We start from the raw sequence: 14041 nt of genomic DNA, 5'->3' as shown, positions 1-14041 counted from the left end.
CGCGCGCGCCTTCGATCACCCCGTCCCAATGCCCCCGGAATTCCCCGAATCCGTAGGAGTCAGGATGAGCATCGCCCAGAAACGGGAGCGGATTCTTCCCCGTCTCATCGAGGAAGAGATGCGCGAGGCGTTCCTCGACTATTCCATGAGCGTGATCGTCCAGCGCGCGCTCCCGGACGTGCGCGACGGCCTCAAGCCGGTGCACCGGCGAATCCTTTTTGCGATGAGCGAACTGGGGCTCCTCCCGGACCGGCCCCACAAAAAAAGCGCGACCGTGGTCGGTGAGGTGCTCGGGAAATACCACCCGCACGGGGACGTCGCCGTGTACGACACCCTCGTCCGCATGGTGCAGGATTTTTCCCTCCGGTATCCCCTGGTGGACGGACAGGGGAACTTCGGCTCCATCGACGGCGACTCGGCCGCCGCGTATCGCTATACGGAAGTCCGCCTTGCTCCCGTCTCCATGGATCTCCTCGAGGACCTCGAGAAGGAGACCGTGGATTGGCTCCCGAACTTCGACGACCGCCTGCGTGAGCCTTCCGTCCTCCCGGGGCGCCTCCCAAACCTCCTGGTGAACGGCTCCTCGGGGATCGCGGTGGGGATGTCCACCAACATGCCCCCGCACAACCTGCGCGAAGTGGCGAAGGCCTTCAGGCGCCTCGTCCGGAAACCCGAGTGCATGGTGAAGGAGCTCATGAAGGACCTCCCGGGCCCCGACTTTCCGACGGGCGCCTTCATCGTGGGCCGGGACGGGATCAAAGACATGTACGAGACGGGGCGGGGGCGGATCATCATGCGCGCCCGGGTAGTCCGCGAGTCGCTGCGCGGCGGAAAGGAGCAGCTCGTCGTCTCGGAGATTCCGTACGGGATCTCCAAGGTGCGGATCATCGAGCAGATCGTGGATCTCTCGCGGAAGGGAAAACTCGACGACGTCTCCGACGTGCGCGACGAGTCCGACCGGGATGGAATGCGCCTCGTCGTGCAGCTCAAGCGAGGAGGGAACGCCGCCTCCACGCTCGACACCCTCTACGCCAAGACCAACCTCCAGTCGACCTTCGGCGCGATCCTCCTCGCCCTCGACCGGGGAGAGCCGAAAGAGTTCAACCTCAAGCAGCTCCTCGAGCGCTACCGCGATCACCGTCTGGAAGTCGTGGTGCGGAGATCCCGCTTCGAGCTCGAGAAGGCGGAAGCGGAGCGTCACGTCGTCGAGGGGCTCCTCCTCGCGCTGGACCACCTCGACGAAGTCGTGAAGATCATTCGGGGGTCGAAGGACCGCCCCCAGGCGTCCGATCGCCTGCAGAAGCGCTTCGGGCTCTCCGAGGTGCAGGCGGACGCGATCCTGAACATGCGGCTCGGGAGGCTGACCGCTCTCGAGCGGAAGGAGCTCAAGGCCCGGCTCGCCGACCTGGAGCGCCGGATCACCAACCTCCGGGCGCTCCTGGCGAGCGAGGACGAACAGCTTCGCGTCGTGGTGCAGGAACTGGACGCGGTGACCGAGAGCTGGGGGGACGCCCGGCGGACGGAGATTGTGGACGAGGCGGAGGACGATGAAATCTCGGTCGCGGAGGCCTTCGCCGACGAGGACGTCGTCGTGACGGTGAGCCACGAGGGATTCGTGAAGCGCATTCCCGTGCATCTTTACCGCCGGAGGATCGGCAGCGGGCGCTCGCTCGCCGGAATGGAGAACTACCCGAACGACTGGCTGGAGCGCGTCTTCACGGCCCGGACGGGGGGATGGCTCCTGGCCTGCACGGAGGGGGGACGCCTCCACACCCTTTCGGTGGGGGACGTTCCCGAATCGGCACGGGCCTCCCGGGGACAGTCCATCTACGCCCTCACGGAGGCGGACCGTGCCGACCGGATCGTCACAATCCTTCCGGTGGAGGAGCTGGATTCCGAAGGGCGCGTCCTGCTCTTCGTGACCCGCGGCGGACTCGCGAAGCGGACCCCCCTCTCCGAGTTCTCAAATCCGCGCGCAGGGGGGATCATCGCCGCCGGGGTGCGCGAGGGAGACCGCATCCTCGAAGTCGTGCTCTCGGACGACCGTGCCGACGTGATCCTCCTCACGAAGGAAGGGCGAGCGATCCGCTTCCCCGAAAACGAGATTCCGATGCAGGGGCGGACCGCGCAGGGGGTAAAGGGGATCGGGCTCCGAGACGACGACGAGGTGGTGGGGGTCGTTCTCGTGCGGCGGGATGCCTCGGTCCTTTCGATGAGTGAAGAGGGGTGGGGGAAACGAACGCCCCTCTCCGAGTTTCCCCTCCAGAAGCGGGGTGGGCTCGGGACCCTGGCGATTCCCTCCGGAGGAAAGGGGGGGCGCCTCGTCGCCGCGCTCGAGGTCGTCCCGGGCGACGAGGTCACCGTCGTCACGGCGGGGGGCGAAGCGATCCCTCTCGCGGCGGAGAGTGTTCCCGAACAGGGGCGCCGGACGCGCGGGGGGCGCGTGGTCGAGATCGCGGCTGGGGACCACGTCTCCGAAGTCACCCGGAGCGTGGGGTCGCGGAAGGAAGAGGGAGGCGGATCCCCGTCGGTTCGGGAGGACAGTGACGAAGAGGAGTCCGAGGTGGAGGAGGCGCCCGAGGGGACGTCGACCCCGGCAAGATCGTCCGGACGCGGAAAAGGGGCCGGTCAGCCGGACCTTTTCGGGGGGTGAGCCGTCACCGGTATCGCCGGATGAGCTCTTCCAGGATCCGGTGCGTGAGCCCCCACACCGTCCTCCCCTCGAGGGAGAAGGCGGGGAAGGTCAGGACGGTTTCGCCCGCGTCGTAGTGGTGATAGGTGTGGGATGCGGGGTCGAGGAAGTGCCCGATCGGAACCCAGTGCGTGTCTGCCACTTCGACCGTGGCGGCCCACGCCGGCGTTTCCGACGGGACGCTGAAGACAAAGGGAACGATCGCGAGGGGGGGGAGCCGCTTCGAGAGCGGAGTCACCTCCGGCAACCGTCCGAGGACGTCGCCGCGCTCCGCGAGAAGAATTCCCGTTTCCTCCATGGTCTCGCGGCGTGCGGTGTCGAGGAGGGAGAGGTCCGTGACCTCACGCCGTCCTCCCGGAAATGCCATGTGCCCCGACCAGGGATCGCGCGCCGACTCCCCCCGGCGTATGAGAAGAATTTCGTGGGTGCGTTGAGCCGGTCGAAGGATCACCGCGACCGACGCCGCGAAAGACCCCGCGGGAATCTCGGGATCGTCTTCCGGGCCCCCGTAACCGAGGAGCCGGGGGGCCAACCCTTTCAGCTCGCCGGACAGGGACATCGCGCTCAGACTCCCCGCGCGAGCGGATCCCAGATGAGCTTGTGGACCTGGAGCTGGAAGCGGACCGGGAGTCCATCCGCGAGGATCCACGCCGCCAGCTCTTCGAGGACCGGACCGCCTTCGCCCCACACCGGGGAGATCAGGAGGGCTCGGAGCGAGCCGTTCCGCACGCGTTCGTCCAGCTTCCTCTCGACGATGACCCGGCTCGCCCACTCGTAATCCTCGCGGTCCTTCACGACGAACTTCACCTCGTCGCGGGCATCGAGGTGGTCGAGGTTCTCCCACCGGTTCCGTCCGGATTCGCCGGAGCCGGGGCACTTGAGGTCCATGATCAGGTGGACTTCGGAGCGGAGGGGAGAGACATCCTCGGATCCCGACGTCTCGATGAGGACGGTGAAGCCCTCGTCCAGGAGGCGGTGCGCGAGTTGAACCGCATTCCGATGGGCGAGCGGCTCCCCGCCCGTGAGCTCGACCACCGGGCACCCGATCTCCTTCACGCGCTCGACGATCTGGTCGAGCTCCATCTTCGTGCCGCCGTGGAAGGCGTACGCGGTGTCGCACCAGACGCAGCGAAGGGGGCACCCTGTCAGGCGCACGAAAGTGCAGGGGACGCCCACCCAGGTGGACTCACCCTGGATCGAGTGGAAGATCTCCGTGACGCGAAGGAAGGGGCGCGCGGGTTCCTTTCCCGCCCTCGAGGGAAGCGTTTCAGCTCGAGCTCTCGTCACCTTTCTCCTCCTCCTTCTCCTCGACGCCGTCCACTCCACCGGTGTGCAGTTTTGGATCGCCGGATCCCGTGCCGCGAGGGCCCTGTCTCCCGATCGCCTCGTCGAGAAGGGCCTTCACCCGGCCGAGCGGAATTTGGCCGAGTTCCTCCAGCACACCCTCGCGCGACCTCCCCGACGCGAGGGTGGGTGTCTCCACGTGGCCGACCACACCGAGCCCCGTCGCCGCCCAGCGGGGGAACACGAGATAACCCTCGAATGGTGACGCCAGGTTCGGCGTTTTCTCCACCTCGAGGGCGACCGTGTAAGGCTCCCCATCCACCCCTTCGAAACCGGGGGGGCGGCGGTGCTCGAGGAAGTACCCGCCGAGCGTGGTGTCCGGGCCGCCGTGAACGGGACGGGGCCCATCCTCGTCATGATGGTCGTCGTGGGCCACTCGACCGCCGTTTTCGCCTGTAGACATGGCCCTCCGCTGGAAACGCCGCGTTTCGGAGAGGATCCACACGCTTCCGGGGCTGCAGCGAGCCCGAAAGGTAAGGGGGAGCCCGGCAAGGGAGACAGGGCGGGGTAATTTCCTATAATTATTGCACGCGGTGCCCCATTCTGCATATTTATTGTGATACTTTGATGAGGAGAGAGATGTCGAGATCGGGGTTGTCGGGGGGTTCTGGAGTGCTCGCCTTCCTTCCCGGCGCCGATCGGGAGGCGGTGGAAGGTGGGCTCGGATCGAATCCGCGTTGGTGCGAAACGGCCGGCGACTTTCTCGCGGCCCTGACCGAGCGCCACTGGGCTGCGATCCTCCTCCTGCTCGGCGACGAGGGAGTGGAGACCGCGGTCGTGCGAAGGGTCGCCGAGGCGGCGCCCTCCACTCCGCTTTTCCTCGCCTCACGCGAGACCTCCGTGGAGCGAGTCCTCGCCGCGGAGCGGGCGGGTGCGGTCGCGCTTCTCCCCCACCCCACGGAAGCGGAGCGGATCCGTGAAGAGCTCCTCCCCATTCTCCAGGAGCCGGGCGAGGTTCCGGTCCCCGTGGCGGCGGAGGAGGACGACGGGCTCGTCGTGGGGTCGAGCCCCGCTCTGATGGAGGTCTTCCGCGTGGTCGCGAGGGTCGCGCCCACCGCCGCGACCGTCCTCATCACGGGCGAATCCGGGACGGGGAAGGAGATCGTCGCCCGCTCACTCCACACGCAGAGCGACCGGGCCAAGCGGGCGTTCGTCGCGGTGAACTGCGCGGCGATTCCGGACACCCTTCTCGAAGCCGAGCTCTTCGGGCACGAAAAGGGGGCCTTCACCGGCGCCGTGACGAAGAGCGAAGGGCGCTTCGGCCGCGCCCACGGAGGGACGCTTTTCCTCGACGAAATCGGGGAGATGAGCCTCTCCCTTCAGGCCAAACTCCTTCGAGTCCTCGAGTCTGGCGAGGTGGAACGGTTGGGGAGCGACGGGACCGTGCGCGTGGACACTCGCGTCGTAGCCGCGACGAATCGCGATTTGGCCGGGCAGGTGGCGGCCGGCCGGTTCCGGGAGGACCTCCTATTCCGCCTCGCCGTCGTGCTCGTGGAGCTTCCGCCGCTTCGCGAGAGGAGGGAAGACATCCTCCCCCTCGCCCTTCATTTCACCTCCCGCTTCGCGCGGAGCCATGGGCGACCCATGACGTCGCTTAGCCGGGAAGCGGCCGCGCGGGCGCGCAACTATCCGTGGCCGGGAAACGTCCGCGAGCTCAGAAACGTGATGGACCGCGCGGTCCTCCTCGCGCGGGGCGGAGTGATTCGGTCGGGAGATCTCAAGGTGGGAGCGCACGCGCCCCGCACTTCCCCCCGTTCCGACGCGCCGGATCCGGGATACGCGGCGACCCTTTCCCTCCGAGACGTCGAGGGGCGTCACATCCGGGCTGTGCTCGAGCGAACGCGCGGGCACATGGGGGAAGCCGCGGAGATCCTCGGGATTCATCGGAACACGATGACGATGAAGGTGCGGGATCATGGCATAGACGTGCGCGCGATCGCGGAGGGCGCATGAACGGGGGTATCCGGCGCGTCCCAGTGCCCTCGGCTGAACCATGGCCGAATTCGCGGCACGGCTCATGCACCCGTAAGGCCTCGCCATGAACGTTTCCACCGGATCGGACCCGGGGGACACGCTTCGGGTCGCCGAGCTCTTCGAGCTCTTTCCGAGGCTCCCGGAGCTCGCTCCCCTTCTCGGCCTCCTGGTCTCCGGGTCCCGCCCGGACGCGGGGCGGCGATGGACCGGGTCGGGAGAGCTGGGAACGGTGGGAGGCCGCATCGTGGAAGCCCCGGCGCTCTCGCGGAGTGCCCGCGGGATCGGCGAGGTCGAGGCGGGACGCGCCGAAGGGCTCTGGGCCGGAGTCGCGCGGGTCGTCAGTGCCCTTTCCCGGGGCGATGGGGGGGAGGCTGTGACCGCGCTTCTCGAACAGGGGGGAGCGGAGGAGGAGGCCGGACGGACGCGGGAAGCCGAGGCTTGGTACCTCGCCGCGTTCAGGGCCGCTCGGGATCGGGACGGGGCGCGCGCCCCGCGGGCGCTCCGCCTCGCCGCGAGGGTTGCCCGGACCCTGGGGCGGCTCGAGGAGGCGGCCCAGCGATACGAGAGCGCGTGGAGGGATGCCGAAGACCTCGGAACGGAGGAGGACCAGGTGATTGCCGCGATCGGTCGGGGGAATGTCGCCGTGGACCGGGGGCGCTGGGCGGAGGCCCGTGAGTGGTATGGGCGGGCCCTGGCGCGCATCGGCGAAAGCGGCGAACCCCGCCGTCAGAGGTGGCAGCTCTTCCAGAATCTCGCGATCGTCGCGCGCCGCTCGGGGGAGCTGGACGACGCCCGCCGGCTTCTCGAGCGGGCGCAACGGGAGGGGGAGGAACTCGCCGACGCGGACGCCGAGGTCGAGGTGGGGAATGGGTGGGGAAAACTCCGTCTCGCAGAGGGAGACCCCCGTGGAGCCGAACTTCACTTCCGCGAGGCCCTCGGCAAGGCCACCACGCCCCTTTCTCGTGTCACTATCGGTGTAAATCTGGGTGAGTCGCTCCTCGCTCAAGGGAAAGCCCTGGAGGCGGGGGAAGCCGCGCGCGAAGCGGAGGCGCACGCGATCGCCGGCGGGGTGACAGGAAAACTTCCGGAAACCTACCGACTGCTCGCCGGCGTGGCACGTGCCCGCGGAGAGGGAGAGGCCTTCGTCTTCCTTGAAGAGGCGTTGGATCTCATCCGCGACGGGGGACTTCCCCCCTTCGAGGAGGCTCTCACGCGAGAGGCTTATGGGGAGCTTCGAATCGCCGAAGGGGAGCGGGCCCGTGGAATGGCCGAGCTGGATGCCGCCCTTCGCATCTTTCGCCAAGTGGGGACGGATGACGAAGCAGGTCGGTTGGTCGCGCGGGTGTGGGCAATCGGCCCCGCTCCGGGAGATCGAGGCGAAGGGTCCGCGACCGGCGTGGAGGAGGAGCGATGAGAATCCCGGCGGGTGGTCGCGTGTGGCTCCTCCTTTCGACCGGGAGCGTGCTTCTGCTCTCAGGATGCGGAGAACTCACGTCCGGAGGCGCCGGCGAAGTCGAGATCGAGATCACCGCGGACACGGTCGCCGTCGCGGCGGCGATGTCCCCGATTGCCGGAACGCTCACCGTGGGCGTGCAGATCTTCGCGCGGAGAGGGGCGCGGGAAGTCGAGCTGACCGACGGAGTCCAGGAGCTCCAACTCCCGCTCGATGGGAGCGCTTCGACCGTTGTGTCCCGAAAGACCGTTCCCGCCGGTCCTTATACCGGCGAACGCGTCGTCTTCAGCAAAGTGGAGGCGGATGTCGAGGACGGGCTCGAGGTGGGGGGCGAACCCTTTGTCGGAGAGGTCCAGGTGGAGCTGGGTCCCGGCGGCCGGGTGGAGATTCCATGGGCGGCCGAAGTGAACGTGTCGGAGAATGCGATCTCGTTCCTCGTCCTCGAGATGCGCGCACCTCGGTGGCTTCGCCTCCTGAACGTCGAGCTGCGCGAAGTCCCTCGCGAAAGCTTCGAAGCGAACGCACCGCGGATCCGGCACGCCCCCTGACGGGGGGCCCTGTCTCGCCCCCGTCGCGGAAACGCCGGCGCCACCGCCATTCACCGCCTGCCGCATCCCGTTGCCCCTTCCGGCCGTGACCCCCTACCCTTGAAGGCGCGGCGGGCCGGTCGTCCGTCGCCACCCACCACTCCCATGCGGGCGCGAGGGCGATGCGAGCGGCGATCTTCTCCGAGTTTGGCGGTCCCGAGGTCATCCGCGTCGAGGAAGTGGCCGATCCGGAACCGGGACCGGGCGAAGTGCGGCTCCGAGTCCGCGCCGCTTCCCTGAATCATCTCGACCTCTGGGCGCGGCGGGGGCTCCCCTTCCCCATTTCCATGCCGCACATCGGCGGGTCGGACATTGCGGGCGAGGTCGAGCGCGTCGGACCCGGCGCCGAGCACGTTCCCATCGGGACTCGTGTCGTCGTGGATCCCTCGACGAACTGGGAATGGTACGAGGGGGTCCGGCGGGGGAAGGACCTCCCCGATCCGGGCTACCGGGTGATCGGGGAACACCTCCAGGGAGGATTCGCCGAGCTCGCCGTCGTGCCCGCGGCGAATCTCCTCCAGATCCCCGCCGACGTGACCTATGACACGGCGGCGGCGGCGGGGATGATCTTCGCCACCGCCTGGGGGGGACTGATGGGACGGGCATCCCTCCGTCCGGGTGAACGCGTCCTCGTGACCGGTGGGTCGGGAGGCGTCTCGACCGCGGCGATCCAGGTCGCGCGGCGGGCGGGGGCGAGCGTGGTCGCGATCACGTCCGGCCCAGAGAACGTGAAGCGCGTCCGGGAGCTCGGAGCCGACATCGTGCTCGACCGGCTTTCCGGCCCGCTCGGCGCCCAGCTCAAGGACGCGACGGGGTCTCGCGGCGTGGACGTGGTGTTCGACTCCGTGGGACAACCGATGTGGGCATCGCTGATTCGCTGCCTCCGTCCCGGCGGCCGGCTCGTTTGTTACGGCTCGACCGCGGGTCCGGAAGCCGTCACCGACCTCCGGCATGTCTTCTGGAAACGGCTCTCCATTCTCGGGACGACGATGGCCAGTCCCGCCGAGTTTGTCGAAGTCATGCATCTTGTTTTCGAAGGGAGTTTGATTCCGGTCATCGACCGCATTCTTCGGCTGGAAGAGCTCGGGGAAGCGCATCGGGCTCTCGAGGCCGGCGAGGTGTTCGGAAAAGTCGTGATTCGGGTCTGAGCGATGGATCTCAGGGAAGCCCAGCGCCGCGTGGACGAATGGATCTCGCAGTTCGATGAAGGTTACTGGCCCCCCCTCGTCAACCTCGCCCGTCTCGTGGAAGAAGTGGGCGAGCTTTCCCGCGAGCTGAATCACCGGTACGGATCGAAGGTGAAGCGCTCCGACGAACCCGACCGGGACCTCGCCCTCGAGATGGCCGACGTCCTTTTCGTCCTGATCGCTCTCGCGAACGAGCAGGGAGTTGACCTGGACGGTGCGCTCGAGGCCGTGTTCGAGAAGGTCCGCGGGCGCGACTCCGACCGGTGGAAGAAGAAGGGAGGGTGAGCACTCCCGTTCTCGATGCGCGGGAGCTCACGCGCGTGTACCGAATGGGCGAGGTGGACGTGCATGCGCTGCGCGGGGTGGACTTCACCCTCCACGAGGGGGAGTTCCTGGCGCTCGTCGGAGCCTCCGGATCGGGCAAGTCCACCCTCCTCAACATCCTCGGCGGATTGGACCGGCCGACCTCCGGGACGGTCCGTTTCCGTGACGGCGACCTCTCCGACGCCTCGGACCGTGCGCTCACGGAGTACCGACGGCGGCATGTGGGATTCGTCTTTCAGTTCTACAACCTGATGCCATCCCTCACCGCCCGTGAAAACGTGGAGCTCGTCACCGAGATCGCCGCGGACCCCATGTCCGCCCGCGAGGCGCTCGGGCTCGTGGGGCTCTCGGAGCGGATGGATCACTTTCCTTCCCAGCTTTCCGGGGGCGAACAGCAGAGGGTGGCCGTAGCCCGCGCCGTGGCCAAACGTCCCGAAGTTCTCCTCTGCGACGAGCCGACCGGCGCCCTCGACTACCGTTCGGGAGTCGTGGTGCTCGAAGTGATCGAGCGGGTAAACCGCGAGCTGGGGACGGCGACGGCGGTGATCACGCACAACGCCCCGATCGCGGCCATCGCGAATCGCGTCGTCACCCTCCACGACGGGCTCGTGAAGGAGGAGCTCGTCAACCCGGTGCGGAAGCCCGCGAGGGAGATCCGGTGGTGACCGGTTTCCTCGAGAGGCTTTTTCAGCGGTTGTCCGCCCTGGACCGGAAGCTCGTGCGCGACCTCCGCGGGATGTTCGGCCAGGGGGTCACGATCGCCCTCGTCGTGGCCGCGGGGATCGCGGGATTCCTCACGATGCGGTCCACCTATGGGTCTCTCGTGAATTCACGGGACGCCTACTACGAACGCTACCGCTTCGGGGACGTGTTCGTTTCCGTCGAGCGGGCCCCGCAATCTCTCTCCTCCCGGCTCGAAGAAATCCTCGGGGTCGCGCTCGCCTATCCCCGCATCGCGGAGCCGGTGCGGATCGCGATGGAGGGCGCCGTGCAGCCCCCCATTGGCCAGGTCATCTCGCTCCCGCCCGACGGCGTTCCGCCGTTGAACGGAATCTTCCTCCGCGAGGGGGGGCTCCCGGAACCGGGGCGGGCGGACGAGGCGCTCCTCCTCGATGCCTTCGCCGAGGGGTGGGATGTGCAGCCTGGAGATACCCTTCGCGTGGTGATGAACGGTACACTCCGCCACGTCCGGATCACTGGGCTCGCGACCTCCCCGGAGTTCGTCTTTCCGATTCCCACCGGCGGGGCCGCGATACCCGAAGAAGACCGCTTCGCGGTCCTCTGGATGGATCGTGGAGGCGTGGCCCCGATCTTTCAGATGGAGGGCGCGTTCAACAACGTGGTCTTCCGCCTCCAGCGAGGCACCTCCGAGCAGGAGGTCCTCGCGGCGGTGGACGCCATCCTCGATCCCTACGGTGGGTCGGGTGCGGTCGGACGGGCGGATCAGCCTTCGCATTCGATTCTCGAGGGGGAGCTGTCGCAGCTCCGGCAGTTCGCCGGCGTGATCCCACTCATCTTTCTCGGCGTCGCGGCATTTTTGTTGAACGTGGTTCTCTCCCGCCTCCTGAACCTCCAGCGGACGCAAGTCGCGGCGCTGAAGGCGCTCGGATACCGGGATCGCGAGATCGGCGTCCACTACCTGAAGCTGATGTCCGGAGTGGTGCTGGCGGGGAGCTTCCTGGGAATCTTGCTCGGGTGGTGGTTGGGATCGGCGATGACCGGGCTGTATGCGACCTTCTTCGGCTTCCCCCTCCTCGAATTCCGGCTGGGGTGGGGCCCGCCCCTCGTGGGCGTGGCCAGCGCCCTGGTCGCCGGCGGTCTCGGAGCCTTCGGGGCCCTCCGCCGGATCCTCCGGCTTTCGCCGGCCGAGGCCATGAATCCGGAGCCGCCCGCACGATACCAGCCTTCCTTTCTGGAGCGCCTCGGCGTCGGCGCCCTCGTCGGTCCGAGCGGGCGGATGGTCCTCCGGGAGATTGGGCGGCGAAGGGTGCGCACGGCGCTTTCTGCACTCGGAATCGCGATGGCGGTGGGACTACTCGTCGTCGCGCGATTCACCTCGGACGCTCTCGACTTCCTCATCGACCACCAGTTCTACCGAGCGTGGAAGGAAGACGTGACCGTCACTTTCGTGGGTCCTCGGCCCGAGCGTGCGGTGCGCGAGCTCCTTCCTTTCCCCGGCGTCGTGCGGGCAGAAGGCCTGCGGACGACGGCGGCGCGCATGCATGCCGGGCATCGCTGGCGAGACGTCGCCCTCCAAGGCTATCCCGACGGAGCGACTCTTCGAGAGCTCGTGGATGCGGAGGGAGTGGTGCTTCCCCTTCCCCAGGGAGGTGTGGTCCTGACCGCAAAGCTCGGGGAGGTCCTCGATGCCGGCATCGGCGACACCGTTCGCGCGGCCTTTCGCGAGGGCCGCACGAGAGAGGCGCCGCTGGTCGTGACCGGGCTCGTGGACGAGATGTTCGGCCTCATCGGCCACATGCGGATCGAGGAGTTGAACGCTCTCCTCGGCGAGGGGCCCACCGTCACCCAGGCGCTCCTACTGGTGGACGGCACGCGGTTCGCCGAGCTCGAGGCGAAGCTCGCGGAGATCCCCGCCATCGCCGGTGTCGGAAGCCGTGCGGCGCTGATTCGGGGATTTCGCGAGCAGAGCGCGCAGTACCTCACGGTCATGATGCTCATCATGACCGCGTTCGCCTCGGTGATTGCGGCCGGTGTCGTTTACAACAACGCGCGCGTGGCCGTGGCGGAGCGGGCGCGGGACCTCGCCTCCCTCCGCGTACTGGGGTTCACGCGCGGCGAAATTTCCACCGTCCTCCTGGGGGAGATGGGAGTGCAGGTCTTGCTCGCGATCCCGGTGGGGCTCTGGGTGGGATTCCAGCTCTGCCTGGGGATCGCGGGTTCGGTGGATCCGGAACAGTATCGGCTTCCGGTTGTTCTGACGTCGCGTACCTACGGCTTCGCCGTCGCGGTCGTGCTCCTGGCTACCGCCGCGAGCGCCCTCGTCGTGCGCCGGCGGTTGGATCGCCTCGACCTCATCGGTGTCCTGAAGTCCAGGGAATGACGCCGCCCCATCGGCCGGGATCCCCCGGGCCGCGAACCATGGGATCGCGGGAGAGCTGATGAACGATCGAAGAGAGGATGGGCGCCGCTGGGAGGCTCCTCGTTGGCTGAGGGCCGGCGGACTCATGATCGTCGTCGTCGCGGTCGTGGGGGCGCTCGTCTTCGCGTTCCTTCCCCAGCCCGTTCCGGTGGACTTCGCCGTCGCGGACGTGGGCCTCGTGGAAGTCACCGTCGAGGAGGATGGCCAGGCCAAAATCCGGGATCGCTACTTGGTGAGCGCTCCGGTGGCCGGGATGCTTCGCCGGGTGGAGCTGCACGCCGGCGATCATGTCGAAGCGGGGATGGTCCTGGCGAGGGTGGATGGCCCGGAATCCGCCGTCCCCGACGCCCGAACCCAGGAGCAGCTCCGCATCCGGCTCGGCGCGGCGGAGGCGAGCGTCGCACGCGCGCGCGCCCTCGAGGACGCGGCCTCCGCGGCGCTCGTGGATGGCGCCGAGGATCTCCGCCGCCAGGAGGTCCTCCTCTCCGTCGGGGGAGGGACCGAGTCCGCGCTGGAGCGCGCACGGGCCCTGGTGGATGTGCGGGAGGCGGAAGCCAGGTCGGCGGGATTTGCCGTGCGCGCCGCCGAAGGGGAGGTGGCGGACATCCGGGCGGCGCTCGAGCGTCCGTCCAGCGGAGGTGGGGCGCCGATCGAGCTCCGGTCTCCCGTGGACGGAACTGTCCTCCGTGTCCAGCGCGAGAGCGGAGGGGCCGTCGCTCCCGGGGAGCTGATTCTGGAGGTCGGAGACCCGTCCGCGCTCGAGGTGGTCGTGGATCTTCTCTCCGCCGATGCGGTCCGCGTGCCGCGGGGCGCGGAGGCGACGATCGGGCAGTGGGGTGGAGAGGGAGAGCTCGCGGCGCGTGTGCGCCGGGTGGAGCCGGCGGGCTTCACGCGCGTTTCCGCCCTCGGCATCGAGGAGCAGCGAGTAAACGTGATCCTGGATCTCGTCGGGGACGAGGAGCGGTGGAGTCGGCTAGGCGATGGATTCCGCGTGGAAGCGAGAATCCTGATCGACCGGGCCGAGGACGTGCTCCGTGTGCCGACCGGCGCACTCCTCCGGAGGGGGGAGGGGTGGGCAGTCTTCCGCGAGGAAGGTGGAAGGGCGGTGGAGACCCCCGTCGAGGTCGGGCGACGAAGTCCGGCCGAGGTGGAGATCCTCTCGGGGCTGGATGAAGGGGCCCGCATCATTGTGTATCCAGGCGATCGCGTGGCGGACGGAGTGCGAGTGCAGGAGCGCTAGTGTCCCGTCCCAGAATTTCGTTGGCATTGACGGCACTGTGTGCCGTCGTCTCGCGGAGACCCGTTCACGTCGTGCCAACGCATGTGGTCGCTCGGCTCGTGCGCCGCTGCATCCGCCCCGGCAGCGTTGCTCCTCCTCGA

The 14041-nt window shown here is 68.2% G+C and carries 12 protein-coding genes; 9 read left to right on the top strand and 3 right to left on the bottom strand.

What is annotated here, in order from left to right:
• Window positions 1-64: 64 nt before the first annotated feature.
• On the top strand, window positions 65-2653 hold the full coding sequence (gene gyrA / locus WEG36_09365) for a DNA gyrase subunit A (GenBank protein ID MEX1257816.1): 2589 nt from the start codon (window positions 65-67) through the stop codon (window positions 2651-2653).
• 4 nt (window positions 2654-2657) lie between these two features.
• Here gyrA and WEG36_09360 read toward each other — a convergent pair whose 3' ends face one another.
• From WEG36_09360 to WEG36_09350, 3 genes are read right to left on the bottom strand one after another with little or no spacing between them, the layout of a single operon-like run.
• Window positions 2658-3251 (bottom strand): CoA pyrophosphatase, encoded by a 594-nt coding sequence (locus tag WEG36_09360; GenBank protein MEX1257815.1) that lies wholly within the window; start codon window positions 3249-3251, stop codon window positions 2658-2660.
• Window positions 3252-3256: 5 nt separating this feature from the next.
• Window positions 3257-3979, bottom strand: a complete 723-nt coding sequence (locus WEG36_09355; protein MEX1257814.1) for a radical SAM protein — start codon at window positions 3977-3979, stop codon at window positions 3257-3259.
• Entirely contained in the window at window positions 3960-4439 is a 480-nt protein-coding gene (locus WEG36_09350; GenBank protein ID MEX1257813.1) for a hypothetical protein, read from the bottom strand. Before WEG36_09350 ends, WEG36_09355 begins: the two co-directional genes overlap by 20 nt.
• A 176-nt stretch (window positions 4440-4615) precedes the next feature.
• On the opposite strand from WEG36_09350, the gene WEG36_09345 reads away from it, so the two are divergent.
• The 8 genes from WEG36_09345 (at window position 4616) to WEG36_09310 (ending at window position 13901) form a co-directional block, all read left to right on the top strand.
• On the top strand, window positions 4616-5989 hold the full coding sequence (locus WEG36_09345; protein MEX1257812.1) for a sigma-54 dependent transcriptional regulator: 1374 nt from the start codon (window positions 4616-4618) through the stop codon (window positions 5987-5989).
• Window positions 5990-6074: 85 nt separating this feature from the next.
• The gene (locus WEG36_09340) at window positions 6075-7424 is read left to right on the top strand and encodes a tetratricopeptide repeat protein (GenBank protein ID MEX1257811.1); all 1350 of its coding nucleotides are present in this window, start codon (window positions 6075-6077) and stop codon (window positions 7422-7424) included.
• Window positions 7421-8011, top strand: a complete 591-nt coding sequence (locus WEG36_09335) for a hypothetical protein (protein ID MEX1257810.1) — start codon at window positions 7421-7423, stop codon at window positions 8009-8011. Before WEG36_09340 ends, WEG36_09335 begins: the two co-directional genes overlap by 4 nt.
• 161 nt (window positions 8012-8172) lie before the next feature.
• Complete coding sequence (locus tag WEG36_09330; protein MEX1257809.1) at window positions 8173-9198, top strand: zinc-binding dehydrogenase; 1026 nt, start codon at window positions 8173-8175, stop codon at window positions 9196-9198.
• Between the two features lie 3 nt (window positions 9199-9201).
• Entirely contained in the window at window positions 9202-9522 is a 321-nt protein-coding gene (locus tag WEG36_09325) for a nucleotide pyrophosphohydrolase (GenBank protein MEX1257808.1), read from the top strand.
• Between the two features lie 44 nt (window positions 9523-9566).
• Window positions 9567-10226 (top strand): ABC transporter ATP-binding protein, encoded by a 660-nt coding sequence (locus WEG36_09320; protein MEX1257807.1) that lies wholly within the window; start codon window positions 9567-9569, stop codon window positions 10224-10226.
• Window positions 10223-12622, top strand: a complete 2400-nt coding sequence (locus WEG36_09315; GenBank protein MEX1257806.1) for an ABC transporter permease — start codon at window positions 10223-10225, stop codon at window positions 12620-12622. Before WEG36_09320 ends, WEG36_09315 begins: the two co-directional genes overlap by 4 nt.
• A gap of 58 nt (window positions 12623-12680) precedes the next feature.
• On the top strand, window positions 12681-13901 hold the full coding sequence (locus tag WEG36_09310; GenBank protein ID MEX1257805.1) for an HlyD family efflux transporter periplasmic adaptor subunit: 1221 nt from the start codon (window positions 12681-12683) through the stop codon (window positions 13899-13901).
• Window positions 13902-14041: the final 140 nt, after the last annotated feature.

Source organism: Gemmatimonadota bacterium, from assembly GCA_040882465.1.
GTDB lineage: Bacteria > Gemmatimonadota > Gemmatimonadetes > Longimicrobiales > Gaopeijiaceae > JBBEBG01.
Note: the sequence above shows the minus strand (reverse complement) of the source record. Positions and strands in the feature narration are given on the sequence as shown.

What these genes read in the sequence shown, in the direction of transcription:
- gyrA (MEX1257816.1), top strand. Translation starts at nt 65, where the DNA reads ATGAGCATCGCCCAGAAACGGGAGCGGATTCTTCCCCGTCTCATCGAG.
- WEG36_09360 (MEX1257815.1), bottom strand. Translation starts at nt 3,251, where the DNA reads ATGTCCCTGTCCGGCGAGCTGAAAGGGTTGGCCCCCCGGCTCCTCGGT.
- WEG36_09350 (MEX1257813.1), bottom strand. Translation starts at nt 4,439, where the DNA reads ATGTCTACAGGCGAAAACGGCGGTCGAGTGGCCCACGACGACCATCAT.
- WEG36_09345 (MEX1257812.1), top strand. Translation starts at nt 4,616, where the DNA reads ATGTCGAGATCGGGGTTGTCGGGGGGTTCTGGAGTGCTCGCCTTCCTT.
- WEG36_09340 (MEX1257811.1), top strand. Translation starts at nt 6,075, where the DNA reads ATGAACGTTTCCACCGGATCGGACCCGGGGGACACGCTTCGGGTCGCC.
- WEG36_09335 (MEX1257810.1), top strand. Translation starts at nt 7,421, where the DNA reads ATGAGAATCCCGGCGGGTGGTCGCGTGTGGCTCCTCCTTTCGACCGGG.
- WEG36_09330 (MEX1257809.1), top strand. Translation starts at nt 8,173, where the DNA reads ATGCGAGCGGCGATCTTCTCCGAGTTTGGCGGTCCCGAGGTCATCCGC.
- WEG36_09325 (MEX1257808.1), top strand. Translation starts at nt 9,202, where the DNA reads ATGGATCTCAGGGAAGCCCAGCGCCGCGTGGACGAATGGATCTCGCAG.
- WEG36_09320 (MEX1257807.1), top strand. Translation starts at nt 9,567, where the DNA reads ATGGGCGAGGTGGACGTGCATGCGCTGCGCGGGGTGGACTTCACCCTC.
- WEG36_09310 (MEX1257805.1), top strand. Translation starts at nt 12,681, where the DNA reads ATGAACGATCGAAGAGAGGATGGGCGCCGCTGGGAGGCTCCTCGTTGG.